Raw genomic sequence first — 24,599 nt, 5'->3', positions numbered from 1 at the left:
TCCATAACTTTTGTGCGCCGACGAATATACCGCAATTCCGTGCCGTAAATCGCAGGCGCCCGTGGCACAATCACTGCGGTATGCGTTCGCAGTGTGTTTGCGAGAGACGCGTTAGCCGCAGAACTTCGCGATCAGTCCCCGCAGCACGTCCACCATCGGATCGATCCGTTCCAGGCCTAGATATTCATCCGGCTGGTGCGCCTGATCGATATCACCGGGGCCGAGCACGACGGTGTCCATGCCCATGTTCTTGTAAAAGGGAGCCTCGGTGGTGAAGGCGACGGACTCGGCACTGTGGCCGGTGAGTTTTTCCGCAGTCTTCACCAGTTCCGAATTGGTGTCCTGATCGAAAGCGTCGACGCCGAGAATCAGCGGTACATGTTCGAGGCGGATTTTTTTATTCTCTACACAGGCTTGCAGGCGCCGGTCCAGCTCGCTGCGCAGTTCCTCGACCGGCATGCCGGGCAGCACGCGTATATCGAACTGCAGTTCGGCAAAACCGCAGATGCGGTTGGGGTTGTCGCCGCCGTGAACACAGCCGAGGTTCAGGGTCGGTACCGGAACCGCAAATCCCGGGTTGTTGTAGCGCTGCTGCCATTCCGCACGCAGCTTCAGCAATTCACCGATGGCGGTGTGCATCGCCTCCAGTGCATTGGCGCCCAGGGCGGGATTGGATGAGTGGCCGGACTGCCCGGTGATGCGCACAGCCTCCATCATTATCCCCTTGTGCATATGGATCGGCTTGAGTCCGGTAGGTTCGCCGATGACGGCGTAGCGCGCGTGCGGGCGGCCCGCTTTCACCAGCGCGCGGGCGCCGGACATCGAGGATTCCTCGTCCGCAGTGGCGAGGATGATCAGCGGCTGTTGCAGTGGTTTATCGATGAACGTTTTGGCCGCTTCAATGGCGATGGGAAAGAATCCCTTCATGTCGGTGGTGCCGAGCCCGTAGAAGCGGTTGTCCCGCTCCTCCAGCTTGAACGGGTCCGACTGCCAGCGTCCCGCGTCGAAGGGTACTGTGTCCGTGTGCCCTGCCAACACCAGGCCGCCGTCACCGCTGCCACTACCGGCGAGCGTGGCGATCATGTTGGCCTTGTTCGGCTGCCCTTCGATTGGCATCAGCTCGACGGCAAATCCGAGTGTCTCCAGCCAGGCGGCGAGGAGTTCCACGACGCCGCGGTTGCCCATATCCAGCTTGGGATCGGTCGCGCTGACACTGGGGCTGGCGACCAGCTGCTGCAGCTGTTGTTTCAGGTTCGGTACGGCGGTGCTTGCCATCAGTTATTTCCCTTTTGCTTGTTGCGCCACTCGTTCGCGACAACCGCCGCGGCGATAATGGCCCCACCTAAGGCGAGTCTGGCGAGATTCGCATCGCGATTCCAGATTAACAGATTCACCACCAGCCCGGCGGGAATCAGCGCATTGTTCATGGCCGCGAGCGTGCCGGCTGATACCTGGGTCGCGCCCTTGTTCCACAGGAAGTAGCCGACGCCCGACGCCACCAGTCCCAACCACAGCAGTACACCCCATTGCAGCGCCGTCTGCGGATACTGCGGCCCGCCGAGCAGCAGCCAGGCGACAGTGGCCACCAGCGCGGCGCCTAGAAAAAACCAGCCGAAGGTCTGGCGCGCCGGCAGCGCCTGCTCCCGGGTCATAAACTGTTTGTAGGCGACCTGGCCGATCGCGAAGCAGAGGTTGGCGCCCTGTACAACGGCGAAGCCGGCCCAGTAGCTGCCATCCAGGTCGTCCCAGCGGATGATCGCCGCGCCGACTACTGCCAGTGCGGCGATAAACAGATTCCAGGGCGAGAAACGCCCGGCCAGCAGGTCGTAGAGCAGGGAGATATACACCGGGGTGAAAATGGTGAACAGCAGTACTTCCGGCACGCTGAGCAGCAGGAACGAATGGTAGTAAAACAGATACATCAGGCCCAGCTGCACCGCGCCGATCGCCATCAGTGTCAGGGCAGTGCGTAGGCTGCTGCGGCGCCATTGCAGCAGCGGCAGAAATACCAGCGCGGCGAGCAGCACCCGGGTCAGCACGGAAAAATAGCTGTCCACCTGGCCGGCCAGATAGACTCCGATCAGGCTGAAGGAAAAGGCCCAGAGAATGGTGACAAATATCAGTAACGGCATTGATACAATGGTTGTTCAGTGACAGATAATCATGCGAAAGCGCTGACCCAGCTGTGGTGCCGGCTGGCCAGGGTTACGGCGTTCAGTTTCACCGCCAGCAACGGCCCCGGCTCCACCACCGATTGGCGCGGCCACGCGCGCGGTACTGTCGAGTTGGCGGACAACGGGCAGCAGCTGCTGTTCCTCGAGTCCGCGCATTTTACTCATAGCGACGGGCGCGAGATGGACATGCGCAATCGCTACCGCTGGACACTGTTGCCGGATTCTGTGCGGCTCGAACATCTGCGCCGTGCGGAGCCGGTGTTGCTGTTCGAGCTACAGCCGGTGACGGCGCACGGCTTTCGCCAGGTTGCGCCGCATCTCTGCGGCGCCGACGAATACACCGCCGAACTGCTGCTGCACGCTAACGAGATCGAACTGATCTGGCAGATTCACGGACCGCGCAAAAACGAGCGGCTCCACTACCACTACTGGTGATGGCTACAGCGAGATCTGGCCGCGCAGGTAGGTCACCGCGCGGCCGCGCATCAGTACCCGTTCACCGACCAATTCGCACTCCAGCTCGCCACCGCGCGGGGAAATCTGCCGCGCGCTCAGGTCCGGCTTGTCGAGTTTTTCCGCCCAGAATGGTGTCAGCAGCGTGTGCGCCGAGCCGGTCACCGGGTCCTCGTCGATACCGATGGCCGGCGCGAAAAAGCGACTGACGAAATCGCAGTCGAATCCATCGCCGGCGGCGGTGCAGATGACGCCCCGGTACGGCAGCGCGGCAACAGCGCGCATATCCGGTTGCAGTGCGGCCACCTGCGCGGCGTCGCTGAACTCCAGCAGCATCATGTCGCGGTTGCCGGCGCAGGCCAGCGCGCGCAGTGGCTCCACGCCCAACGCGGCGCGATATTCCGGCCCCAGCGGGATCTCCGCCGGCGCTTGCGCCGGGAAGTCCATCTGGATCAATTCGCCGGTGCGGCGCACGCGTAGCTCGCCACTCTTGGTAAAGAAACGGAGCAGCTCGGACTGGTAACCCAGTTCCGTCCACAGCAGGTGGGCACTGGCGAGGGTGGCGTGGCCGCACAGCGGCACCTCCGCCGTCGGCGTAAACCAGCGCAGCTCGAAACCGTCCACGGCCGGCACGGTAAAGGCGGTCTCGGCGAGGTTGTTCTCCGCGGCGATGGATTGCAGCAGGTCGTCCGCCAGCCATTGCTGCAGCGGTATCAGGGCGGCGGGATTGCCGCCAAACAGGGAAGAGGTGAAGGCGTCGGCCTGATAGATCGGCAATTGCATGGAAAATCCTTTTCTCCGGAGGCATTGGTCGGGCAATAAAAAAGGGGAAGCGCTCAGCGCTTCCCCTTTTTATCAGAGCGGTCGCCCGGCGGCTAGCCGACTCTTAACCAAAAACGCCCTTGAAGAAAAAGAAGAACACAATCGCCAGGCCGGCGCCGGCGGGCAGGGTGACGACCCAGGACGCCGCGATTGTGGTGATCATGCGCATGTTCAGCGCGCCGATGCCGCGTGCCAGACCCACGCCCAGCACGGCGCCCACCAGGGTGTGGGTGGTGGAAATCGGCAGGCCGGTACCCGACGCCAGTACCACGGTAGCGGCGGCGCCCAGTTCGGCGGCGAAGCCGCGGCTCGGGGTCAGCTCGGTAATCTTTCTGCCGATGGTGGCCATCACCTTGAAGCCGTAGGTGGCGAGACCGACGACGATACCCGCGCCCCCGAGCAACAGAATCCACGATGGCATGGTGGCTTTGGCGACTACGGCGCCGCTCTGGATGGTATTGACCACCGCTGCCAGCGGGCCGACCGCGTTGGCCACATCGTTGGAGCCGTGGGCGAAGGCCATGGCGCAGGCGGTGAAGATCATCAGGATCGCAAAGACCCGCTCCACATTGGCAAAGCGGTTGTCCTTCTCGCGTGCCGGGTCGCGCTTGATGCGTTTCAGCATCACCATGCCGACAGCCATCACCACCAGGCCCGCCAGCGCGGCGATGCCCGCGTCCTGCAGGAAGTTCAGCTTGATGTCGGCGTCTTTCAGTACGTGCTTGAGGCCCTTGGTCAGGGTGACCATGGCGATCATCCAGCCCACCGCAAACATATAGAAGGGGATGTAGCGCTTGGCGTTGGTGAATGGGTCTTCAGTATTCAGGATCAGCCGCTGTACGCTGCGGAACAGCAGAAACGAGATGGTGCCGGCGAGCACCGGGGATACCACCCAGCTGGCGACGATGCTGCCAACCTTGCCCCAGGATACCGCGTCGACGGAAATGCCCACGGCGGAGAAGCCGACGATGGCGCCGACGATGGAGTGAGTGGTGGAGACCGGCCAGCCGAGGATACTGGCGATCATCAGCCAGGTACCCGCGGCCAGCAGCGCTGACAGCATGCCGTACACCAGCAGTTGTGGCTGATCGACGAACAGTTCCGAATCGATGATGCCCTTGCGGATCGTCGCCGTCACTTCACCGCCGGCCAGGTAGGCACCGGCGAACTCGAAGATCATGGCGATAATAATCGCCTGCTTGATGGTCAGTGCGCGCGAGCCCACCGAGGTGCCCATGGCATTGGCGACATCGTTGGCGCCCACGCCCCAAGCCATAAAGAAGCCGAACGCGCAGGCCAGAATCAGCAGGATAGTGCCGTATTGACTGAGAATTTCCACGGTGCACCCCCTTAGCGTGCCAGCAACAGCTGTAAGCGGTTGCCCACGCTGTGGGCACGGTCGGCCAGGTCGCCGACCCACTCAATAATCCGGTAGAGGAACATCACGTCCACCGGCGGCAGGTCTTTCTCTATTGCGAACAGTGCCGCGCGTATCTCGACCTCCAGCTTGTCAGACTTGCGTTCCAGGTCGTCCAGCTCCTCGGTCATGCGCTTGGTGATATCCACCTCGCGACCGGCGAAGCCGCTCTCCAGCAGCTCGTCCAGTTCGTTGATCGCACGCAGGGCTTGCTCGGAGGCGGCCACGGCGCTGTCGACAAAGGTCTTCATCATCGGCTGCAGGGTCTGCGGAATCTGCATCTTGCGGCCGATCGCCAGGCCGGCGATATCCTGGGCGGTATTGGCCACTTCGTCCTGGGCGTGCAGCAGTTGCAGCAAATCGGTGCGGGACACCGGCATGAACAGGCTGTCCGGCAGGTGCAGGCGCAGGTCCTTTTTGATGTCGTCGGCGCGGTTCTCGCTGGCGGAGATGCGCAGCTGAATCTTTTCCGCCTCTGCGAGATCACCCCCCATCAGGGCTTCGAAGAAGGGAATCAGATCGGCGGAGGCCTCGTGAGCCGTAGCCATATGCTTCTCGATCGGTTTGATCGGCGAGCGGCCAAACAGGTTGGCGATATTGGTCAGGGGCATGGTTAGCTCCGTTACTCTGGGTGCGAAGTGGCCGGCATGGTACCCCAAGTCACGATAAATTCGGTAATCGGGCGGGTAGAGTGCGCTGTCGCCGCGCGCCGATAGAGCTACAATGCGCCGTCGACACCAAAAGAATAGATGATGGGGCTTCGCCGATGGCAGTGAGCAAAGTGGCAGACAGAATGCTGGATTTACCCGGGATACTGGAGGATCTGGTCGCGCAGGGCTATGTCAGCCGCATCGACGCCAACCGCCTGATCGGCACCCCGCGCACCGCCGAGCAGGCGCAGATGCACCCGCTGACCTATATCGCCAGCTGTGAGCTGGATAACCTGAAGCGCCCGGGCAAGGCGCTGGATGCCGACACCCTGACCCAGTGGCTGGCGGATACCTCCTCCCACGGCATCTACCATATCGATCCGCTCAAGGTGAATGTGGCCGCGGTGACCGAGGTTATGAGTTTCCAGTTCGCCAAGCGCCACCAGATTCTGTGTGTGGAGGCGAACAAGGAGATGCTGCTGGTGGCCACGGCCCAGCCCTATACCAGCGGCTGGGAGGAGCAGCTGGAGCACACCAGCGGCCGCACCGTGCAGCGGGTGGTGGCGGATCCGGCGGAGATACGGCGCTACTGTGTCGAGTTCTATTCCCTCGCCAGTTCCATCTCCGGCGCCAGCGGCCTGAAGGGCAGCTCCGCCGCCGGCAACTTCGAGCAGCTGCTGGAGCTGGGCAAGCTCAAGGATCCGGATGCGGACGATCAGCACATCGTCAATATTGTCGACTGGCTGCTGCAGCACGCCTTCGATCAGCGCGCCAGCGATATCCATATTGAGCCCCGCCGCAACGTCGGGCGCATCCGCTTCCGTATCGACGGCGTGCTGCACCCGATCCACGAGCTGCCGGACCAGGTCAACGCCGCGGTCACCAGCCGCCTGAAAATTCTCGGTCGTATGAATGTGGCGGAGAAGCGCAAACCCCAGGATGGCCGCATCAAGACCAAGCGCCCGGATGGCAGTGAGGTGGAGCTGCGCCTGTCGACGCTGCCGACCGCCTTCGGCGAGAAGCTGGTCATGCGCATCTTCGATCCGGAAGTGCTGGCGCGCTCCTACAGCGACCTTGGCCTCGGTGGCGATGACCTGGCCCGCTGGCAGACGATGCTGTCGCGCCCGAACGGCATAGTGCTGGTCACCGGGCCCACCGGCTCGGGCAAGACGACCACCCTGTATACCGGCCTCAAGCAGCTGGCCACCAGCGAAGTCAACGTGTCTACCATCGAGGATCCGATCGAGATGGTGGAGGAGAGCTTCAACCAGACCCAGGTGCACCACGCCATCGGCCTCGATTTCGCCGCCGGCATCCGCACCCTGATGCGCCAGGACCCGGACATCATCATGGTGGGCGAGATCCGCGATCTGGAAACGGCGCAGATGGCGGTGCAGGCCGCGCTGACCGGCCATCTGGTGATCTCCACCCTGCATACCAACGATGCGCCGACGGCGGTGACCCGCCTGCTGGACCTGGGGCTGCCCCACTATCTGCTGAAATCCACGGTGCTGGGGGTGATGGCCCAGCGCCTGGTGCGCACCCTGTGTCCGGCGTGCAAGTGCAAGGACAAGGTCAGTGAGGAGGACTGGCAGGCGCTGGTGCGCCCGTGGAAGGCGCCGATGCCGGAGACCGTCTATCGCCCGGAGGGCTGTCTGGAATGCCGCAATACGGGTTATCGCGGCCGCCAGGGCATTTACGAGATACTGCCGTTCACCGAAACGATCCAGGCCCAGATCACCGCCGATTGCGACCTGCAGCAGCTGCGCCGTCAGGCGATGCGCGAGGGTATGAACAGCCTGCGCCTGTCCGGAGCCAGGAAAGTGGCCGCCGGTATCACTACCGTGGCCGAGGTGCTGCGAGTGGCACCGCCGCCGGATATAGCCTTCTAGGGCGTCCGGGGACCAATAGGAAACCCCGGCATCAGGGCCTTCGCAGTGAGCTTCGCTATTCTTTGCCCCTGTAGGAGCGGCCGGTGGCCGCGATAGGAAGTCGAAAATGCCTCTATTCAAAAGCTGCCCAGCAGAATTTCTTTCACAGCTCGAAGACCAGTGGAGCCACTGGCGCGACGCCGCGGATGAGGAACTCGCTGCAAAAACAGAAGTGCTGTTAAAGGATGAATCCTTACAGCTGGCAGTGGCGCGCAGCTTCGTCGGCTCCGACTTCCTCTACCAGCAGTGTTGCCGCCAGCCGCAGCTGTTGATGGATCTGCTGCAGAGTGCGGACCTGGGGCTCGAGACTATCGCGGTCGATTCAATCGGCGATGAACAGGCGCTGGACCGCCGCTTGCGTCAAGTGCGCAACCGCGCTACCGCCGAGGTTATCTGGCGCGACTTCGCCGGTCAGTGGGATATCCCGCGGGTCTGCCTGCGCCTCACCGAACTGGCCGAGCTGTGTATACAGGTCGCATTGGACTGGCATCACCGCCAGCTGGTGGCGCGTTACGGCGAACCGCGCGACGGCGACGGCAATGCCCAGTCGCTGGTGGTTTTGGGCATGGGCAAGCTGGGTGCCCGGGAGCTGAATCTGTCATCGGATATCGACCTGATTTTTGCCTACCCGGAGCCCGGTGAGACCGACGGCGACCAGAGCATCGAGAACCAGAAGTTTTTCCAGCGCCTCGGTCAGCGCCTGATCAAATCCCTGGATGCGATGACCGCCGAGGGCTTCGTGTTCCGTGTCGATATGCGTCTGCGCCCTTACGGGGACAGCGGGCCATTGGTCAGCCATTTCGCCGCGCTGGAGGATTACTACCAGACCCAAGGGCGCGAGTGGGAGCGCTTTGCGATGGTCAAGGCGCGGCCGGTGGCCGGTGACGGGGCTGTCGCCGACGAGTTGATGGAACTGCTGCGCCCGTTCACCTATCGCCGCTATATTGACTTCAGCGCCATCGACGCGCTGCGCGAGATGAAGGCGCTGATCCAGCGCCAGGTGCGCGCCCGCGGCCTCAGCGACAATATCAAGCTCGGGCGCGGCGGTATCCGCGAGGTGGAATTTATCGCCCAAGCGTTTCAGCTGATCCGCGGCGGCCGCGAGCCGGCGCTGCGCGAGCGTAACCTATTGAAGCTGTTGCCGCTGCTGGAGCAGGACGGCCACCTGCAGGCAGGCGCCGCCGCGCAGTTGTCCGCCGCCTATCTGCTGCTGCGCCGCGTGGAGCACGCACTGCAGGCGGAGCGCGATCAGCAGACGCAGACGCTGCCGTCGGAGGATGAGCGCCGGCAGAAGCTGGCGTTTGCGCTCGGTCGCGACAGCTGGGAGCAGCTGCACGCAGAGCTGGCCGAGGCGCGCGCGGCCATCGAGAGCGAATTTGACGCGGTCATCGCGCCGCCGGAAGAGATTGCCGAACCCAGCGCGGCGGAAGAGTGGCAGGGGCTCTGGCTCAGCAGCGCCGATGACGCCAGTGCCGAGACTAACCTGCACACGCTGGAACAGGCCGGCTATGCACCGGCCCGGGAAGCGCTGGACCTGCTGGCGGATCTGCGCGCAGCACCGATGGTCGCCGCGCTGCCCACCGCGGCGCGCGAACGCCTGGATCAGACAATGCCGCTGCTGCTGGCCGCCGCGAGTCTCGAGCGGGAGCCGCTGCTGGCGCTGACGCGGGTGCTGCCACTGGTGCGTTCGGTGCTGCGCCGCAGCGCCTACCTGGTGCTGATCAACGAGAACCCGCCGGTGCTCAGTCAGCTGTTGCGCCTGTGCAGTGCCAGCCCCTGGATTGCCGAGCAGCTGGCGCGCCATCCGATTCTGCTGGACGAGCTGCTGGACTCCCGCCGCCTGCTGGCGCCATCCTCCGCGGCGGACATCGCCGACGAGTTGCGTCGCGAGATGTTGCGCGTCGATCCGGATGACCTGGAGGCGCAGATGGAAGCGCTGCGCCACTTCAAGCAGAGCCAGAGTCTGCGCACGGCCGCGCAGGAGGTCAGCGGTGTGCTGCCGCTGATGAAGGTCAGCGATGCCCTGACCTGGCTGGCGGAGGCGATATTGCAGCAGTCGCTGCAGCTGGCCTGGGTGCAGGTGGTGGAAAAATACGGACTGCCGGCGGGCGCCTCCGCGGAGGATATGCGGTTTGCCATCATCGCCTACGGCAAGCTCGGCGGCCTGGAGCTGGGACACGGTTCGGACCTGGATATCGTCTTCGTGCACGACGCCGATCCGCAGCAGAACACCGACGGCGCCACCAGCATCGACAACCTCCGCTTCTATACCCGTCTGGCGCAGCGGCTGATCCACATCCTGCAGACCCGCACCCTGAGTGGCCCGCTGTACGAAGTGGATACGCGGCTGCGCCCGTCCGGCAACTCGGGTCTGCTGGTGACATCCACGTCGGCATTCGAGAAGTACCAGCGCGAGAGCGCCTGGACCTGGGAGCACCAGGCGCTGGTGCGCGCGCGGCCGGTGGCCGGCAGTGCGCGGCTCTGCGCAGACTTCGAACAGTTGCGCCTGCAATTGCTTTGCGAGGCGCGCGACGAGAAAAAATTGCGCGAGGAAGTGGTCGCGATGCGCGATAAAATGCGCGCGCACCTGGATAAGAGCAATGATAAAAACTTCGACCTGAAGCACGGGCCGGGCGGTATTGTCGATATTGAATTTATGGTTCAATATGCAGCACTGGCCTGGGCGCAAAAAGCGCCTTCGATCGTGCGTTACACCGACAATATTCGCATTCTCGAAAGTCTCACAGACGCAGGCCTGATGCCGGCCTACCAAGCCGAGCATCTGATCGACGCCTACAAAGCCTACCGATCTGAAGGTCATCGCCTGGCATTACAACAATTGCCGGGAGTTGTTAACGGTGACCAATTCACAGCGGAAAGAAAGACCGTTCTAACAAACTGGCAGCAATTGCTCGGCTGACGCCGGCGCATGGGCGCTGCCCGATTTAAACTGTTTTTCAGGATCTGTAGGAGTTTTCCATGTCTTTTGCCGACCGCGACGGCGTTATCTGGTTTGACGGCGAGCTGGTTCCCTGGCGCGATGCGCGCATTCACGTGCTGACGCACACCCTGCACTACGGCATGGGTGTCTTCGAGGGGGTGCGTGCCTACGAGACAGAGAGCGGCACCAGCATCTTCCGGCTGCAAGACCACACCCGGCGGCTGTTCCGCTCCGCCAAAATCATGAACATGTCCATGCCCTATGACGCCGAGCAGCTCAATGAGGCGCAGAAGCTGGTGGTGCGCGAGAACAACCTGCACGAGGCCTATCTGCGGCCGATGGTGTTTTACGGCTCAGAGGGCATGGGCTTGCGCGCCGATGCGCTGCAAGCCCACGTAATCGTCGCCGCCTGGGAGTGGCCGAGCTACATGTCGCCGGAGGCGCGCGAGCTGGGCATCAAGGTGAATACCTCGTCGTATACCCGTCACCACGTCAACATCAGCATGTGCAAGGCCAAGGCCAACGGCAACTACATCAACTCGATGCTGGCGCTGCAGGAGGCGATCCGCAACGGCTGCGAAGAGGCGCTGCTGCTGGATCCGGAGGGCTATGTGGCCGAGGGCAGTGGCGAGAACATCTTTATCGTCAGCGACGGCGTCCTCTACACGCCGGAACTGACGTCCTGCCTGGACGGTATCACCCGCAACACCGTGATCGAGCTGGCGCGGGAGTGCGGCTACCAGGTGGTGGAGAAGCGCATCACCCGCGATGAGGTCTATATCGCCGACGAGGCCTTCTTTACCGGTACCGCGGCAGAAGTGTTGCCAATCCGCATGCTCGATGGCCGCACCATCGGTGCCGGCCGCCGCGGTCCCATCACCAAGCGCCTGCAGGGCCTGTACTTCGATGTCGTGCAGGGCCGCAGCCAGGCCCACCTGGGCTGGTTGAGCGATGTCTCTGATTCCGGCCTGGGTGAGGCGGGCCGCCTGGCGGCTGTCTAGCCACCAGCGTCCGGGCCTCAGCTTTGCCCCGGGGGTGTGCGAGTGCTCGCACCGTCCCGGCCGTCGCTAGAGCCGCCGATCAACTTCTCGTAGAATAGCCATCCTGCGACTGCCGGCGATACGGCAGTCGCGGGATGGCTTTTTAGTTTGCCACCGCCATGCATAGCGCAGCAGGAGCCTCCGGGTTTGCAGCTGGCCGTGGCGGTGCCGGACGTCAGGGAGGAATAAAGAATATCAACGGGCTGAGCCCGCCGGTGCATAAAGGTAAAAACTGCGCGGCGGGATATCGTGCGGCCGGCAATCTGTCCGGCTTGTCAGCGACTTCGAATTACGGGAGCGGGATTTGTTTTCTCTAGGTGGTATTTCGGGAAGGCTGCTCCATGCGGAGCGCCCAGTCTGGCAGCGGAACCGCTTGCTGGATGTCTCCCCCTCTCTGCAGCTGTTCGGTTGCCTGGTCATTCTGCTCGGCGCTTTGGTCTGGCCTCTCGCCGAGGACCAGGCCGGTCCGCTGAAGATACTGCTGGTGCTGATCACCGGCTGGGCCGTGTTTCGCCACGGTCGCCAGCTGCTCCGCTCGCCGGTGGCCTGGCTGTTCGCCGCCTCGATCCTGATTCAGATCCTGTCCTGGGCCGCGATAAAGCTGCAGCATCCGGAGTGGGCTGAGTCCTCGCCGAAGCTGCACCGCTTCGGCAACTGGTTCGCGTTCGCGGCGATTGCCTGCTGGCTCGGCGGCAGTGTGCGCAACACGCTGCTGCTATGGACGGTGGCATTGACGGCGCTGCTGCTGACGCCCTGGGTGGTCGGCGAAGGCTTCGCCGAGTGGGCGGCCGGCGCCGCCGGTCAGCGGATCGATTTCGGTCTGCACAATGCCCAGCACTCGGCGATGTTGTTCGGCACGGCGCTGCTCGGCCTCGCCGTGCTGGCACCGCGGCTGTTTCGCGCGGTGAAACCCTTTTCGTTAGTCGGACTGTTGTGGCTGGCGGCGGTGGTCATCTGCGCGTTGGCGGTGCTGTATTCCCAGACCCGCGCGGTTTGGCTGGGGCTCAGCCTGGCGGTGCTGTTTCTCGGCATCGCCGGTCTGCGCACCGCCTTTGTCCGCTTCGGGGCGCAGAGCTGGCCCCGCCTGGTGGCGGCCAGTGTCCTGGCGGTCGCCGCGCTGGTCGCGCTCGGGACCAAGTTTGGCGGTATCGTGGTCGAGCGGCTCGACTATGAAAGCGACACCATCGATGCGGTGATGGCCGGGGATATTGAGGGCACACCTTTCACCAGTACGGGTATCCGCGTGCGCACCTGGGTGGAGTCGCTCGGCTGGATCCAGGAGCGCCCACTGCTCGGCTGGGGCGGCAAGGGGCGCAGCCTGGTGATTGAGCAATCGCAGACCATGCCCCAGCATCTGAAGGACCTCTTCGGGCACCTGCACAACAGTTACCTGGACCTGCAGGTGAATAACGGCCTGCTCGGCAGCCTGCTGCTGCTGGCGTTGATCGGCTGGCTATTGGTAGGCAGTGTAAAGACGTGGCGACGGGGCGAATTGCCGGGGGATCTGCTGCTGTTTTTCCTCTGCTTTATGCTCTACTGGCTGGTGATCAACTGTTTTGAATCGTATCTGTTTTTTGCCAGCGGCGGCTATGTCTTTGGCCTGGTCTGCGCCGGTGTGGCCACCCAGATACTGCGGGCGGATTTCGCCCGGCCACCAGCTGGGTAGGCGAACTCCGCGATAAAAAAAGGGGCGCCAGCGGCGCCCCTTTTTTATGCTGCTGCCCGGCTTACGCGTGCGGGCGGCCGACACAGTAGTAGTCGATGCCGGCGCGGGCCAGCTGCTTCGGCTCGTACAGGTTGCGGCCGTCGAAGATAACCGGCGCCTTCAGGCCGCCGGTCACCGCCTCGACGTCGATCGCCTTGAACTGTTGCCACTCGGTGGCGATGATCAGTGCGTCGGCGCCGGCCAGGGCGCTCTCCTTGGTGCCGCACAGCTGCAGGTCGTCGCGCACGCCGTAAATGCGCTGGCACTCCTCCATCGCCTGCGGGTCGAACGCCTGCACCTTGGCCCCGCGCGCCCACAATTGCTCCATCAGCACACGGCTCGGCGCTTCGCGCATATCGTCGGTATTGGGCTTGAAGGCGAGCCCCCACAGCGCGAAGGTCTTGCCGGTCAGGTCTTCGCCGAAGTGCGCCGTGATCTTGTCGAGCAGGTAGTGCTTCTGCCGCTGGTTGCGCTCTTCCACCGAGGTCAGGATGCCCGGGGCGATACCCAGCTTGCCGGCGGTGGTGATCAGTGCCTTGACGTCCTTCGGGAAGCAGGAACCGCCGTAGCCGATACCGGCGTAAATGAACTGGTAGCCGATGCGCGGATCGGAGCCGATGCCCTGGCGCACCTGTTCGATATCTGCGCCGACAAGATCGGCGATTTCCGCCATCTCGTTCATAAAGCTGATCTTGGTCGCCAGCATGCAGTTGGCCGCGTACTTGGCCAGCTCGGCGCTGCGCACGTCCATCGCCATGATCTTTTCGTGGTTGCGGTTAAACGGTGCGTACAGCTGGCGCAGGGCTTCTTCCGCATCCTGGCTGTCGGTACCGATGATAATGCGATCCGGGCGCATGCAGTCGGCGACGGCGGAGCCCTCCTTCAGGAACTCCGGGTTGGAGACTACGTTGAAGGTCAGGTCCCTGGCGCCGCGCTTGCCCAGCTCGGTCTCGATCGCCTCGTGCACCTTGTCGGCGGTGCCGACGGGCACGGTCGACTTATTGACGACGATCTTGGGCTCGCTCATATGCTCGGCGATGGTTCTGGCAACCGTCAGCACATGGCGCAGATCTGCGGAGCCGTCCTCGTCCGGCGGCGTACCCACGGCGATAAAGATAATCTCACCGTGGTCGACACCAGTCTTGGCGTCGGTGGTGAACTGCAGGTTCTCGGTGGCGAGGTTGCGCTCGACCAGCGGTTCCAGGCCCGGCTCGTAAATCGGTACCTGGCCCTGCTTCAGCGCCTCGATCTTGTCCTTATCGATATCGATACAAAACACTTTGTGGCCGGCCTCGGCCAGTACCGCAGCTTGAACCAGGCCGACGTAGCCGGTGCCAAATACACTTACATTCATTCGCGTGTCTCAATTTCAGTCGATAGGGATAAGGGCGATGGGCGCGGCCCATAGCCATAGCCGCCGGAATTGTACCCGATATTCGCAAAGATTCTGGAATGGGGACCGTTCATAGGCAGCGGGAGATTGGTGTTGCAGGGCCGGTGCCGCGAGCCTGCGCGGCATTTTCGCGGGGCCGGGGATTATACTGCGCCGCCCCGGGCCTTCAACAGCGGGGCGAAGCTGGGCTATGCTTCCCGCCCTTGCCAATAGTTTGAGGCTATTTCCCTTGCATTTGACGGTCTGGCGTTTCCTCGACGGAAATCGAGCCCACGAGAAACAGAGTGCAGCGCTGCTGCAAGGTCTGCGCGGCAGCTTTGCCGGAACCGTGGAGAGCTTCGATATTCCCGCCTCGATTACTGCATCCCGGTTGTGGTTCGCTGAGCCAGCAGTATTGCGCGACATGCCGCGGCCGGACTTCCTGATCGGTACCGGCCGCCGCAGCCGCCTGCCGATGCTGGCGGCGCGCCGACGCTACGGCGGCCGCGCGGTGGCCATCAACCTGCCGCTGCTGCCGTTCCGCTGGTTTGATTTTGCCATAGTGCCCGAGCACGACCGCCCGCCACCGCTGCAGAACGTTATTTTGAGCCAGGGTGCACTCACCGAGCCGCTGCCGCAGGACGCGATGCAGCGGGGGCGCGGCCTGATCCTGTTGGGCGGGCCCAGCAAGCACTTCGATTGGGACGCGACATCCATTCAGCAGCAGGTCGAGCGCCTGCTGGAGGCGCCGCTGGATTGGCACCTGTCGGACAGCCGGCGCACACCGGCGGGTACCGTCGCGCGGTTTTCTGCGGCCGCTGCGCAGGTGGTCGACTGGCAGGATTGCCCGCCGGGCTGGGTGCAGGAACAGATGGCCGCCGCGGAGCAGATATGGGTCACCGAGGACAGCATTTCGATGGTGTTCGAATCGCTGCAGAGCCGGGCGCGGGTAGGGATTATTCGCACTTCGAGCAAGGGGCGGGCAAACAAGGTGCGCGCCGCGGTACAGCGGCTGGTGGATCAGGGGCTGGTCACCGACCGCGTGGACGACGTGGCCGCACCCTTCGAGCTGTCCCGCGAGCCGCTCAACCAGTACCTGATCTGTGCGCGGGCGCTGCTGCATCGGTGTGGCCTGCCGGTTACCTGACTCGGGACGGTCGCTGGCTGCCACTTTTGTATCGCGCAAACAAAATCAACGTTGTCGCTTCAGTCCGCGCGCCTCGAATTTGCGCCACGGCACTTTCTTGTCGGAAATCTCCCAGTCCACACGCAGCCACATACGCTCGATGCGCCGCTGGATATAGCGCTCGGCAAAGAAGTCGGAAATTTCCGGTAGCGGCAGGAAGGCGGCGCTGCCGAGGCCGTCGATCAGGTAGAGTTCCAGCTGGCCGCGTTCCTCGCGCAGCACCAGATTGTGTGCAATCAGGTTTTTGGTCAGCACCTTGTATTGCAGCAGCCAGTCGGCAAAACGCTGCAGTGCCGCGCGCACCTCTGCATCGAGGCCGTGCTTGTTCAGGTACTGGCGCAGGGTGGGGGCCGGTGCGCCGGACGCATCCAGGATCATATCGGTGACCGCACCCGGCCCGAGGCTCGTCTCCTGTATTCCATACCAGCGCGGCAGGTGCCGCCACAGGCCTGCGTCGTCGCGCTGCAGTGAGCGCTGTGAGTAACCTTCCAGCTCACGCAGGTTGTCGTCGAAATATTCTTCACCGCGCCACTGTTTGTACCAGGGCGCGCGACCGATCAGTTCCGCGGTGCGCCCCGGACGCATCACCTTGACGCAGAGTTGCGGGTTTTCCGGGTGGCGGTAGCAGAAGCGGTTGCCGCCGCTGGCGAAGGGCTCGCTGTGACTCAGGTCAATCACGCGCATGCTCCCCGCTGCCGTTTGCTGCGCTTTCCGCCAGCAGTGACTGGTAAATTTCGATGGTGTGTCGCGCCTGTTTTTCCAGGGTGAATTCCTCTGTCAGGCGGGATCTTGCCGCGGGGCCATCGAGCAGTTTGCGCACCGTTTGGTAGAGTGCCTGCGGGTCGGATTTGTCCACCAGTCCCTGCGGGAAGCAGGCGCGCAGGGATTCCGCCGGACCGCCGATATCGTAACCGACCAGGGGCGTCCCGATCGCCGCGGCTTCGATCACGGTGCGGCCGAACGGCTCCGGGCGCTGGGACAGATTGAAGACCATGGCCGACTGCTTGTACCAGTAGCGGATATCCGCACGGTGGCCGACAAAACTCACCCGATCCTCAATGCCGCGATCGCGTACCCGCTGTTTCAGTTCCTCTTCGTAGTGCGCCTTGTTCGGTTCGCTGCCGCCAAGGATAACGCCGTGAATGTCCGCGTATTCTTGTGCCAGGCGCGCCATCAGGTCGATGAAATCCTCCTGGCCTTTCCAGCGGGTCAGGCGCCCGGGCAGCAGCAGCCAGCGCTTGCCGCGCAGCTGCGGGAATTCCGTGCAGGTTTTGTCGAGCCAGTCCGCCGGCAATGGCAGATCGGGATAAAACTCCTGCGTGTCCACGCCCCGGTAGACAATTTGTGGTGGTCTGCGCAGATCCTGCGGGTAATTTTGCAGCAGGTAATCGCGCACGCATTCGGAGATGGCGATGACCTGTTCGGTCTTTGCCATGATGGCGCTGTAGCGGTTGATCGAATAGAGGCCGTGCGCGGTACTGACCAGTCTAGGGCGGCTGGCTGCGGGCATCTTTTTCCAGGCCAGGTAAGTCAGCCAGGCGGGCACGCGTGAACGCACGTGCAGTATGTCCGCATCCAGCTCCGCGAGCAGTTTGCGCAGCGGGCGCACCTGCAACAGGCTGGACAAGGATTTTTTGTGGATCGGCATGGCAATATGCCGCGTGCCTTCGCGCTGCAGCTGTTCGACCATACGGCCGCCGCTGGAAATGACGATGGATTCGTGTCCGGCGGTTACCAGCGCGCGGGCAAAATCCACGGTGCCGCGCTCAACCCCGCCCGAATTCAAGGCGGGCAGCAGTTGCACTACCTTCAAAGGCTCAACTCCGATTGCAGAAGGGGAAATGATCCCGTCGGTGATATGATGGGCCCGGACTCGGGCGGCCGGACAGGGCGCCCATTATAGGCAGCGGAGCCGCATCCCGTACAGGCGACGGCTCTGCAACTGACTGATTGAGCTTTATCACACCCATAGATGCGCACTCTGTATACCTGGTTATTTCGAGCCGCCATTCCGCTGATACTGTTGCGCCTCTGGTGGCGCGGCCGGGTACAGCCGGAATACCGCCAACGTTGGCGCGAGCGCATCGGTCGCGTCCCCGTGCGGGCAAGTCGCGCGCCGCTAATCTGGGTGCATTCGGTGTCGGTCGGCGAGACGCTGGCGGCAGTGCCGGTGATCGAGCAGCTGGCCGCGCGGCATCCGCACTGGCAGTGGTTGGTAACCACCACCACACCCACCGGTTCCGAACGGGTGCGCGCGGCGCTGCAGCCGTTGCTCGGCGGGCGACTGCTGCACTACTACCTGCCCTACGACCTGCCCGAGTGCCTGACGCCCTTCCTCGATGCGCTGCGGCCGGACATGCTGGTGATCATCGAGACGGAGCTGTGGCCGAACCTGCTGGCGACCTGTGCGGAGCGCAATATTCCCACGTTGCTGGCCAATGCGCGGCTCAGCGAGAAGTCGGCGCGCGGCTACGGACGCTTTCCCCGCCTGACCCGGCCGATGCTCGACAATCTGAGCCGGGTCGTGGCCCAGTATTCAGCCGACGCCCAGCGTTTCGTCGAGCTCGGCCTGCCGCCTGAGCGGGTCGTCGCCAGCGGCAATATCAAATTCGATCTGCATATCGACCTTGGCCTCGAGAGCGAGGCCCAGGCCCTGACACACCAGTGGCGCGGCGCGACCGGGCGTAAAGTCTGGCTTGCGGCCAGCACCCATGCCGGCGAAGAGGAAGTCATTCTCGACGCCTTCGCGCAGTTGCGTAAGAAGTTTGCAGACTTGTTGCTGGTACTCGTGCCGCGCCATCCGCAACGCTTCGATAGCGTCGCGCGTCTGTGTCGCGACCGCGGTTACAAACTACTGCGCCGCAGCGACGGCGGTCCACCGCGCCCCGAGCACCAGATATTGCTGGGCGACACCATGGGCGAGCTGCTGCGCTTTTACGGCGCCTGCGATACCGCATTTGTCGGTGGCAGCCTGGTGCCGGTGGGCGGTCACAACATGATTGAGCCGGCCGCCTGGGGCGTGCCGGTCGTGTGCGGTCCGCACCTGCATAACTTTGCCACGGTGGCAGAATTGCTGCGCGGCGCTGGCGGTATGGCGGTGGTGGAAAACGCCGAGGAGCTGGCGACGCAGATCGCCGAGTGGCTCGGTAATGACAGTCGGCGCCACAGGGTTGGTGAGCGGGGTCGGGCCGTAGCGGCAGAGAACAGCGGTGCCTTGCAGCGCCTGTTGGGTGAAATCGAGGGATTGGCCGAAGCCCTTTGAGGGAATCGGCAGGCGGGTATTGCCCGCCTGCCGTGACAACAGGGCATTAAATGCCCAAGTCTATTACTTGGACGCAGGGACGGCGACGGCCTCGGCGACCCGGGTGATCGGCTGTGCCGGGTTCAGCTTGGCTTCCAGCTGCTGCAGGTCGTCCGGCGCCAGCAGGCCCGCTACCCGTTTCAGGTTCAGCGTATTCAGGATGTAGTCGTACAGGGCATTGGCGAAGTCGGTCTGGGACTGAAACAGCGTGCGCTGCGCCAGCAGTACGTCGACGATATTGCGTGTGCCCACTTCGTAGCCAGCCTGGGTCGCCGCCAGTGCGCTCTGGGCGGAGATCACCGCCTGTTGGCGCGCTTCTACGCGGGAAACATCGGTCACCACCGCGCGGTGCAGGGTGCGGGTGTTCTGCACGGTGTTGCGCTCGGCCAGGTTACGCAGGTCCTCGGCCTGGAAGGCGAGATTGCGCGCCTCGCGGCGGCTGGCGCTGAGACGGCCGCCGGAATAGATCGGCACGTTCAATGTCAGCGCGGCAATTTTGGTCTCGCGATCTGTGTCGATCGGCAGGGTGAGCGGAGTCTCGCCCGGTACGGAGGTGTCGGCGTCGCCATCCTGGTAGTACTTCTGATAGCTCAGCGAGCCGGTCAGGGTCGGCAAATGCTCGCTGGCGGCGGCGCGGGCGCCATAGCGGGCCGCATCGGCGGCCAGGCGCGCGGCCTTGAGATCGAAGTTGTTTGCCAGCGCGAAGTCCACCCAGGCGCTGCGCTCTACAGGCTCCGGCGGCGCAACATTGAAGTTTTCTGCTAGCGATGCGACGGAATCGTGGTGTGTGCCAGTGAGTACAGACAGCGCATCGAAGTTGCTCAGCAGGTTGTCCTGTGCGGTCAGCCTGCGTGCGACGGCGTTGTCGTAGGCCGCCCGGGAATCGTAGACGTCGGTGATCGCGGTAAGACCGACCTCGAAGCGCTGCTGAGTCTGTTCCAGCTGCTTGGCCAGGGCCTCCTCTTCCGCGCGGGCAGCTTCCAGTACGTCGTAGGCGCGCAGCACATCGAAATAGGCGGTGGCCACACGCAGCATCATTTCCTGCTGGTTGGCGCTGAATTCAGCCACGGCCTGATCGGTGGCCTTTTTACCCTGCTGGTAGCCGAACCAGGCCGGCAGGTCGAAGATGGCCTGATCGAGGCGGGCGGAATAGACACGCTCGTCCGTGTCGGAGTCGGTGCTGTTCGGCGTCGCGATAACCGTGTCCGCGATAAACGTATAACTGAACTGGGTAGAATCGGAGCGGGTGCGGCTGGCTTCGGCACTGCCGTTGATCTGCGGCAGCAGCGCGGAGCGGCCCAGGTTCTTGGCTTCCAGGCCGGCGTGGTAGGCGGCGCGGTCGGCGGCCAGCTGTTGGTCGTTATCCAGTGCCTGCAGGTAGATTTCCCACAGGGTATCTGCCTGGGCTTGCATTGCACTCAGGCCCAGCACTGCGGCGGCAAGCGGAGCCTTCAACGCGGCGAGGATATGAGTCTTCAGCGGGCGCAGGTGGCGGCCTCGCGTTTCGCTGCAATCACTTCTTTTCATCTTTTTCAACTTCCTGTGGCGGGTGCGGTCTTAAAGCTTCTACTTTCGAGTTCGGGACTAAAGCCCTGTCCGGTGAACGAAGAGGCCCCTCTGAACTCCTAAAGTGAGTAGTGCTGCCAGTCTCCCCAATAGCAGTCGCGAGAGTGTACCTGCGGCCAGCTGGAGCGTCGAGGCGACGACTGTGGCTTTTTGGTATATCTTCGTTAAACCGACGCGAATGTGCGGTTACTGGCAAGCATTCTTATGCCGCGGCTATGGATGCGGCCTCAGCGCGACATTTCAATAGACGCGCCCGCAGCCTGTTTGGATGCGGCAAACATTGTGCAGAAAAAGGCAAGGATTCCTTCCGCAAATGAAACCCGGGCGAGACAAGACGCCGACGCGCTGGCAGCGTGCCTGTCACGAATGTGATCTGCTGCTGACCGGCAGGCTGGCACCGCCCGGTCAAAAACTGCTGTGCCCGCGCTGTAACGCCACGCTGCACCGTAATGCGCACAACAGTATCCGCTACACCGCGGCCCTGAGCCTGACCGGGCTGCTGCTGTTCATCCCTTCCGCGACCCTGCCGCTGCTGCGTTTTTCCATTTTTGCTATCGGTGCCGAAAACACGCTGCTCAATGGTGTCATGTCTTTGTTTGATGCCGGCTATATCTGGCTCTCGACCCTGGTGCTGTTCTGCAGTGTGCTGGCGCCGCTGGGAAAATTTCTGTTGTTGGCTTTTATCTGCTGGGGCAGTGGCTGGGCATTCCTCGACCGTCCGGTGGGCGCGGCGGTGCGCTGGTATCAGCACCTGAAGGAGTGGGGCATGTTGGATGTGTACATGCTCGGCATACTGGTGGCGCTGATCAAGATGAGCGATCTGGGCAAGATGGAGGTAGAGCCCGGTCTCTACTGTTTTGTCGCCATGATGCTGGTGGCGAACCTGACCACTCTGAGTTTTGATCCGCACGCGGTCTGGGACCGTTTGGCGCAGCGCCGCGCGCACAGGACGCGTGCCGCCACAGCGGGGGGATTGCCGTGAACCGCGCACAGAAAGCGCTTCAGCAGGGGCTGACCAGCTGCCTCTGCTGTCACCAGCTGGTCGCACTGCCCGCGGCCGGCCGCTGCCGCTGTCCGCGCTGTGGCGCCCGGGTACACGGTCGTATCGACGGCAGCCTGATGCTGACCTGGGCGCTGACCATTACTGGCGCGCTGCTGTTACTGCCGGCCAATATGCTGCCGGTGATGACGGTCATCTATCTGGCCTCCGGGGAACCCAGTACGATAATCAGCGGCGTGATGCAGCTGTATCACGCCGGTCTGTGGGGCATAGCGCTGATTGTCTTTGTCGCCAGCATCGCGGTGCCGGTGATGAAACTGGTGGGGCTGACGCTGTTGTTGATACAGATACAGCTACCGCTGCCGCTGAATCCGCGCCAGGCAATGGTGCTCTATCGGGTGGTTTCCGGTATCGGTCGCTGGTCGCTGCTGGATCTGTTCATGATTTCGATCCTGGTGGCGCTGGTGGATATGGGAGCCGTTGCCCAGGTAGCTGCGGGGCCCGGCAGCACGGCCTTTGCCACTGTGGTGGTGATAACAATGCTGGCGGCGCGCAGTTTCGATCCGCGTTTGATCTGGGATGTGTACGACCGGCGGCGGGGCATGGATTCCACTAACAACAACCATGGAGCCGCGGGGAATGGCTGACGAGCTTCCGCCAGAAAATCGCCCGCGGGAATCAAGCTTCGAAGACGAAGGCCCGCAGCGCGGGGTGGTCCGCAGCAGTCGCGGGCTACCACTGGTGTGGATTTTGCCACTGATTGCGGCCCTGATCGCCGTGTGGCTGCTGTACCGGGATGTCACCCAGGGGGATATCAAGGTCACGATTCTCTTTCATTCCGGTGATGGTCTGATCGAAGGCAAGACGGTGGTCAAGTATTCCGGCGTCGATATCGGCGTCGTGCGGGATTTTCGCCTGGTGCCGAAGGCGCCGGAGCTGGATGGCGCCGACGGCGTCCTGGCCGAAGTGGATTTCAATCGCAGTGCCGAGCACCTGCTGGTGGAGGGCACTGATTTCTGGGTGGTGAGGCCGGAGTTTTCCATTACCGGTGTGCGCGGTCTGGAAACCCTGGTATCGGGCAACTATATCGCCCTCGAACCCGGTAGCGGTGGGCGCAAGCGCAAGTTCGTCGCGCTGGACCGGCCGCCGGCGTTTGTACGTGGCGACGGCCTGCGGGTAACTCTGAAGTCGCCACGACTGGGGTCGCTGAACCGTGGCTCGCCCGTCTACTACCGGCAACTGCGGGTCGGCCAGGTGGAGGATTATCGTCTCGACCAGGACGACCGAGAGGTGGAGATAGATCTGTTTATCCGCCGCGAATTCGCCCATCTGGTGCACCGCGGCAGCCGTTTCTGGAACAGTTCCGGCATTTCGGTGGAGGGCGGTATCGGTGGCATTACCGTGAACCTGGAATCGCTGGCCGCACTGGTGGCCGGCGGGGTCAGCTTCCATACGCCGGAGGCACAGCGGCAGTCGCCGCTAGCGGTCAACGGCACCGAATTCAAACTGTACAAGAGTTTTGCTGCTGCCGATGCCGGAATTTCTGTCACGCTGAATTTCGATCGCGGCGTCAATGTCACGCCCGGCAGCACCCAGGTGTATTACCAGGGCATACAGGTGGGTAAAGTCAGCGCGGTCAAGGCCAGCCGCAATATCGACGGCATGGAAGTGCGCCTGCTGATGGACCCGATCACCGACGATCTGCTGAGTGAAAACACGCGCTTCTGGCTGGCCCCTCCGACGCTGGAATTTGCCGGCGGTCTCAACGATCTGCTCAAGGGCAACCGCATCGAGGTGGATCTGCGCCGCGGTGAGCGCTCCCTGCGTACTTTCCAGGCGCGCGCCTCGGCGCCGCCAATGGATCCGCGCGCACCCGGTCTGCACCTGCGCCTGACGGCGCGCAACACCGGCTCCCTGCAGCGCGGCGCATCGGTCTATTACCGGCGTATCGAGGTCGGCAAGGTACAGGGCATGGAACTGCGCAAGGGCGGCGATGGCGTCGAGGTTTACGTGGTGATCGAGCCGCGCTATGCCCATCTGGTCAACAAGGAGAGCCGCTTCTGGAATATCAGCGGCCTGCGTGCGTCTGCCAGCCTGAGCGGAATTGAAGTGGAAGCGGATTCACTGTTGTCGCTGCTCAGGGGCGGGATCGCGTTCGGCAGCCCCCCGCGGGCGCGCGAGAATGCGGCGCCGGCGAGCAACGGCGAGCGTTTTCCGCTGTACAGTAGCCGCGAGGCGGCGCTGGAAGAGGGGATCGCGATCCAGGTTACGCTGGCCAACGCCGAGGGACTCAAGGTCGGCGCGCCTCTGCGCTATCGCGGCATCCAGGTAGGCGAGATCACCCGCATGCGGCTGGAGCGAGACATCAGTGCCGTGCGCGCGACCGCCAAACTGTTTCACCGCGGCGAGCACTTCGCCCGCGAGGGTACGCGCATCTGGGTAGTGTCACCGCAAATCGGCCTCAGCAAGGTCGCCAATGTGGACACCCTGATCACCGGTCGTTACCTGGCACTGGAGCCCGGCGGCGGCGCGGTGCAAACGGAGTTCACCGCTCTGCCGGAACCGCCCCGTGAAGACCTGGCGGACACCATGCTTCGCCCAGGCCTCGCCGTCATTCTCGACGCGGCGCGACGGGGGTCGCTGGTGCCGGGCAGCCCGGTTTACTACCGCCAGGTGCAGGTGGGCGAAGTTACCGGTTTTGCGCTGGGGGAACTGGCGGACCGGGTTTACATCTATGTACATATAGAGCCCTGCTACCGCACACTGGTGCGCGAACATACGGTGTTCTGGAATGCCAGCGGCATGGAAGTGAACTTCGGGCTGAAGACCGGTCTGCAGGTCAATACCGAGTCCGCACAGGCGCTGCTGGCGGGCGGCGTCGCCTTTGCGACACCCGAGCCACCGCAGATGGGGCTGGAAGTGGAATCGGGCAGTCATTACCCGCTCTACCCGGAGTCGAAGCCCGAGTGGTTCACCTGGAGCCCTAAAATAGAAATATGCGGAGCCGCCGAGCCGACCAAATAAAGTAACGGAAAAAAGGG

Annotated in this window: 19 protein-coding genes; 10 read left to right on the top strand and 9 right to left on the bottom strand. The window is 63.3% G+C overall.

The genetic code is table 11. The annotated features are described in order from the left end of the window. Positions 1-111: 111 nt before the first annotated feature. Together argE and BLW36_RS08450 are read right to left on the bottom strand one after the other, a co-directional pair. Positions 112-1,275, bottom strand: a complete 1,164-nt coding sequence (gene argE / locus BLW36_RS08455; RefSeq protein ID WP_091387243.1) for an acetylornithine deacetylase — start codon at positions 1,273-1,275, stop codon at positions 112-114. After that, positions 1,275-2,132 (bottom strand): carboxylate/amino acid/amine transporter, encoded by an 858-nt coding sequence (locus tag BLW36_RS08450; RefSeq protein WP_091387241.1) that lies wholly within the window; start codon positions 2,130-2,132, stop codon positions 1,275-1,277. Before BLW36_RS08450 ends, argE begins: the two co-directional genes overlap by 1 nt. A gap of 18 nt (positions 2,133-2,150) precedes the next feature. Here BLW36_RS08450 and BLW36_RS08445 point away from each other — a divergent pair, with 18 nt between their 5' ends. Next, complete coding sequence (locus BLW36_RS08445) at positions 2,151-2,609, top strand: DUF6314 family protein (protein WP_091387239.1); 459 nt, start codon at positions 2,151-2,153, stop codon at positions 2,607-2,609. Positions 2,610-2,612: 3 nt separating this feature from the next. Here the strand turns inward: BLW36_RS08445 and BLW36_RS08440 are convergent, their stop codons facing one another. The 3 genes from BLW36_RS08440 to BLW36_RS08430 form a co-directional block, all read right to left on the bottom strand. Beyond that, the gene (locus BLW36_RS08440) at positions 2,613-3,410 is read right to left on the bottom strand and encodes a PhzF family phenazine biosynthesis protein (protein WP_091387238.1); all 798 of its coding nucleotides are present in this window, start codon (positions 3,408-3,410) and stop codon (positions 2,613-2,615) included. 103 nt (positions 3,411-3,513) lie between these two features. After that, positions 3,514-4,788 carry an inorganic phosphate transporter gene (locus tag BLW36_RS08435; protein ID WP_091387236.1) on the bottom strand — a complete coding sequence of 425 codons (1,275 nt, stop codon included), beginning with the start codon at positions 4,786-4,788 and terminating at the stop codon, positions 3,514-3,516. Positions 4,789-4,799: 11 nt separating this feature from the next. Then, on the bottom strand, positions 4,800-5,477 hold the full coding sequence (locus BLW36_RS08430; RefSeq protein WP_091387235.1) for a TIGR00153 family protein: 678 nt from the start codon (positions 5,475-5,477) through the stop codon (positions 4,800-4,802). Positions 5,478-5,632: 155 nt separating this feature from the next. Between BLW36_RS08430 and tfpB the strand changes: the two genes are divergently transcribed. From tfpB to BLW36_RS08410, 4 genes are all read left to right on the top strand, one after another. Then, positions 5,633-7,408, top strand: coding sequence for a type IV pilus assembly ATPase TfpB (gene tfpB / locus BLW36_RS08425; RefSeq protein WP_091387233.1), 1,776 nt, complete (start codon positions 5,633-5,635; stop codon positions 7,406-7,408). Between the two features lie 106 nt (positions 7,409-7,514). Then, entirely contained in the window at positions 7,515-10,367 is a 2,853-nt protein-coding gene (gene glnE, locus BLW36_RS08420; protein WP_091387231.1) for a bifunctional [glutamate--ammonia ligase]-adenylyl-L-tyrosine phosphorylase/[glutamate--ammonia-ligase] adenylyltransferase, read from the top strand. A gap of 59 nt (positions 10,368-10,426) precedes the next feature. After that, positions 10,427-11,389 (top strand): branched-chain amino acid transaminase, encoded by a 963-nt coding sequence (locus BLW36_RS08415; RefSeq protein WP_091387229.1) that lies wholly within the window; start codon positions 10,427-10,429, stop codon positions 11,387-11,389. 412 nt (positions 11,390-11,801) lie between these two features. Further along, positions 11,802-13,094 carry an O-antigen ligase family protein gene (locus tag BLW36_RS08410; RefSeq protein WP_091387228.1) on the top strand — a complete coding sequence of 431 codons (1,293 nt, stop codon included), beginning with the start codon at positions 11,802-11,804 and terminating at the stop codon, positions 13,092-13,094. A gap of 61 nt (positions 13,095-13,155) precedes the next feature. On the opposite strand, the gene BLW36_RS08405 is transcribed toward BLW36_RS08410, so the two are convergent. Next, positions 13,156-14,487, bottom strand: coding sequence for a UDP-glucose dehydrogenase family protein (locus BLW36_RS08405; protein ID WP_091387226.1), 1,332 nt, complete (start codon positions 14,485-14,487; stop codon positions 13,156-13,158). Between the two features lie 268 nt (positions 14,488-14,755). On the opposite strand from BLW36_RS08405, the gene BLW36_RS08400 reads away from it, so the two are divergent. After that, entirely contained in the window at positions 14,756-15,652 is an 897-nt protein-coding gene (locus BLW36_RS08400; protein WP_244506197.1) for an ELM1/GtrOC1 family putative glycosyltransferase, read from the top strand. Positions 15,653-15,697: 45 nt separating this feature from the next. Here the strand turns inward: BLW36_RS08400 and BLW36_RS08395 are convergent, their stop codons facing one another. Continuing rightward, a complete protein-coding gene (locus BLW36_RS08395) occupies positions 15,698-16,369 on the bottom strand; it encodes a YrbL family protein (protein ID WP_091388592.1) in 672 nt (223 codons plus the stop codon). Further along, positions 16,362-17,495 carry a glycosyltransferase family 4 protein gene (locus tag BLW36_RS08390; protein WP_244506227.1) on the bottom strand — a complete coding sequence of 378 codons (1,134 nt, stop codon included), beginning with the start codon at positions 17,493-17,495 and terminating at the stop codon, positions 16,362-16,364. The genes BLW36_RS08395 and BLW36_RS08390 overlap by 8 nt, the downstream gene beginning before the upstream one ends. A gap of 168 nt (positions 17,496-17,663) precedes the next feature. On the opposite strand from BLW36_RS08390, the gene waaA reads away from it, so the two are divergent. Further along, positions 17,664-18,953, top strand: coding sequence for a lipid IV(A) 3-deoxy-D-manno-octulosonic acid transferase (waaA, locus tag BLW36_RS08385; RefSeq protein ID WP_091387219.1), 1,290 nt, complete (start codon positions 17,664-17,666; stop codon positions 18,951-18,953). Between the two features lie 63 nt (positions 18,954-19,016). Here the strand turns inward: waaA and BLW36_RS08380 are convergent, their stop codons facing one another. Further along, positions 19,017-20,519, bottom strand: coding sequence for a TolC family outer membrane protein (locus BLW36_RS08380; protein ID WP_091387217.1), 1,503 nt, complete (start codon positions 20,517-20,519; stop codon positions 19,017-19,019). 352 nt (positions 20,520-20,871) lie between these two features. On the opposite strand from BLW36_RS08380, the gene BLW36_RS08375 reads away from it, so the two are divergent. The 3 genes from BLW36_RS08375 (at position 20,872) to BLW36_RS08365 (ending at position 24,582) form a co-directional block, all read left to right on the top strand. After that, a complete protein-coding gene (locus BLW36_RS08375; protein WP_091387215.1) occupies positions 20,872-21,540 on the top strand; it encodes a paraquat-inducible protein A in 669 nt (222 codons plus the stop codon). Positions 21,541-21,677: 137 nt separating this feature from the next. Further along, positions 21,678-22,205 (top strand): paraquat-inducible protein A, encoded by a 528-nt coding sequence (locus BLW36_RS08370; RefSeq protein WP_091388590.1) that lies wholly within the window; start codon positions 21,678-21,680, stop codon positions 22,203-22,205. Beyond that, positions 22,198-24,582 carry a PqiB family protein gene (locus BLW36_RS08365; protein WP_091387214.1) on the top strand — a complete coding sequence of 795 codons (2,385 nt, stop codon included), beginning with the start codon at positions 22,198-22,200 and terminating at the stop codon, positions 24,580-24,582. Before BLW36_RS08370 ends, BLW36_RS08365 begins: the two co-directional genes overlap by 8 nt. Positions 24,583-24,599: the final 17 nt, after the last annotated feature.

Source organism: Microbulbifer marinus, from assembly GCF_900107725.1.
In the GTDB taxonomy this organism is placed as follows: Bacteria; Pseudomonadota; Gammaproteobacteria; order Pseudomonadales; family Cellvibrionaceae; genus Microbulbifer; species Microbulbifer marinus.
Note: the sequence above shows the minus strand (reverse complement) of the source record. Positions and strands in the feature narration are given on the sequence as shown.

Coding starts and splice junctions, on each gene's coding strand:
- argE (WP_091387243.1), bottom strand. CDS start 1,275: ATGGCAAGCACCGCCGTACCGAACCTGAAACAACAGCTGCAGCAGCTG.
- BLW36_RS08450 (WP_091387241.1), bottom strand. CDS start 2,132: ATGCCGTTACTGATATTTGTCACCATTCTCTGGGCCTTTTCCTTCAGC.
- BLW36_RS08440 (WP_091387238.1), bottom strand. CDS start 3,410: ATGCAATTGCCGATCTATCAGGCCGACGCCTTCACCTCTTCCCTGTTT.
- BLW36_RS08430 (WP_091387235.1), bottom strand. CDS start 5,477: ATGCCCCTGACCAATATCGCCAACCTGTTTGGCCGCTCGCCGATCAAA.
- tfpB (WP_091387233.1), top strand. CDS start 5,633: ATGGCAGTGAGCAAAGTGGCAGACAGAATGCTGGATTTACCCGGGATA.
- glnE (WP_091387231.1), top strand. CDS start 7,515: ATGCCTCTATTCAAAAGCTGCCCAGCAGAATTTCTTTCACAGCTCGAA.
- BLW36_RS08415 (WP_091387229.1), top strand. CDS start 10,427: ATGTCTTTTGCCGACCGCGACGGCGTTATCTGGTTTGACGGCGAGCTG.
- BLW36_RS08405 (WP_091387226.1), bottom strand. CDS start 14,487: ATGAATGTAAGTGTATTTGGCACCGGCTACGTCGGCCTGGTTCAAGCT.
- waaA (WP_091387219.1), top strand. CDS start 17,664: ATGCGCACTCTGTATACCTGGTTATTTCGAGCCGCCATTCCGCTGATA.
- BLW36_RS08380 (WP_091387217.1), bottom strand. CDS start 20,519: ATGAAAAGAAGTGATTGCAGCGAAACGCGAGGCCGCCACCTGCGCCCG.
- BLW36_RS08375 (WP_091387215.1), top strand. CDS start 20,872: ATGAAACCCGGGCGAGACAAGACGCCGACGCGCTGGCAGCGTGCCTGT.
- BLW36_RS08370 (WP_091388590.1), top strand. CDS start 21,678: ATGCTGACCTGGGCGCTGACCATTACTGGCGCGCTGCTGTTACTGCCG.
- BLW36_RS08365 (WP_091387214.1), top strand. CDS start 22,198: ATGGCTGACGAGCTTCCGCCAGAAAATCGCCCGCGGGAATCAAGCTTC.